The sequence below is a fragment of the Blautia sp. HCN-20427 genome (assembly GCF_037890365.1).
Lineage (GTDB): Bacteria > Bacillota > Clostridia > Lachnospirales > Lachnospiraceae > Blautia.
On the sequence record NZ_JBBKBX010000056.1, the window covers coordinates 1 to 1903 of the forward strand.

Genomic DNA, 1903 nt, shown 5'->3' on the forward strand with positions numbered 1-1903 from the left:
TATGTGGTTATAACAACATATTTTCTTCTTTTTGTATCCTATAATCAACCTCATGAAACGAAAACAACCCACAGGAGGATGAAAAATGGAACAGAATATGTTTTGCTATCAATGTCAGGAAACTGCCGGATGTTCAGGCTGCACCAGAATGGGTGTCTGTGGAAAGACGCCCCAGGTCGCTGCCATGCAGGATTTACTCATCTGGGTAACCAAGGGCCTGTCCGCCGTTACCACACAGCTTCGCAAAGAAGGGCAGGATGTTGACCGAAAAATCAATCATCTGATTACCCGCAATCTTTTCACAACCATTACCAATGTGAATTTTGATAACGAATCCATTACCGCACAAATGGAAGAAACACTCCGGGTAAAAGACGGACTGCTCTCCCGGATAAAAGACCGTGAATTACTCCCAGAAGCGGCGCTCTGGACGGGAACAGCTTCTGACTTTTCTGTAAAAGCAGCTTCTGTCGGTGTTTTGTCCACAGAAAACGAAGATATCCGCTCTCTGCGTGAACTGATTACTTATGGTTTAAAGGGATTATCCGCTTACACGAAACACGCCAATGCTCTGCTGCAGGAAGATGAAGAAACAGACACTTTCCTTCAGCGGGCTCTGGCCGCCACACTGGACGATACCATGACTGCAGATGACCTGGTAAATCTCACTCTGGAAACCGGCAAATACGGAGTACAGGGCATGGCGCTTCTGGACAAAGCCAATACGCAGGCCTACGGAAATCCGGAAATTACAAAGGTCAAGATTGGCGTGGACAAAAATCCGGGAATTCTGATTTCCGGCCATGATTTGAGGGATTTGGAAATGCTGCTGGAACAGACACAGGGCACCGGCGTAGATGTGTACACTCACTCTGAAATGCTTCCTGCCCACTATTACCCTGCCTTTAAAAAATATGACAACTTCAAAGGCAATTACGGAAACGCGTGGTGGAAACAGAAAGAAGAATTTGAGGCCTTCCACGGCCCGATTCTCATGACAACGAACTGCATTGTGCCGCCTAAAGACAGCTACAAAGACCGTCTGTATACCACCGGAGCGGCAGGCTTCCCTGGCTGCAAACACATTGACGGCGAAATCGGCGAGACTAAGGATTTCTCCCCGCTGATTGCGCAGGCCAAAAACTGTCCGCCTCCTACAGAACTGGAACAGGGTGAAATCATCGGCGGCTTTGCCCACGCACAGGTACTGGCTCTGGCTGACAAGATTGTGGAAGCAGTACAATCCGGATCCATCAAAAAATTTGTCGTTATGGCAGGCTGTGACGGACGCGCCAAAAGCCGCAATTACTACACTGATTTTGCAAAAGCACTTCCAAAAGACGCTGTGATTCTCACGGCTGGCTGTGCAAAATATAAATATAACAAACTGAATCTTGGTGATATTGGAGGAATTCCCCGCGTACTGGACGCAGGTCAGTGCAACGACTCCTACTCCCTGGCTGTGATTGCGCTGAAACTGAAGGAAGTCTTTGGACTGGATGACATCAACGAACTTCCTATCGTGTACAACATTGCCTGGTATGAGCAGAAAGCCGTTATTGTCCTGCTGGCGCTGCTGCACCTGGGCGTGAAGAATATTCACCTCGGACCTACGCTTCCGGCATTTTTAAGCCCGAATGTGGCAAAGGTGCTGGTGGATAACTTTGGTATTGCGGGGATTGATACGGTGGAAAAAGATATGAAAGAATTTGGGCTTCTGTAAAAGAAAAAAAGACTGCCATATCCATGTACGTTCGGATATGGCAGTCTTCTATATCATATAATCTAAGGAGTTTTATAGTTTATCCCTTCACGCCTCCATTGGTAATGCCGCCGATAATCATCTTGGACAGCAGAATAAGCACTACCTTTGACCCGGAAGCAGTCTCAGCTGGATAATTTC

At 47.3% G+C, this 1903-nt stretch carries 1 protein-coding gene; it reads left to right on the forward strand.

From position 1 onward, the window contains the following. The first annotated feature begins 85 nt into the window (after positions 1 to 85). Positions 86 to 1723 (forward strand): hydroxylamine reductase, encoded by a 1638-nt coding sequence (gene hcp, locus WKT17_RS16160; protein ID WP_294542197.1) that lies wholly within the window; start codon positions 86 to 88, stop codon positions 1721 to 1723. Positions 1724 to 1903: the final 180 nt, after the last annotated feature.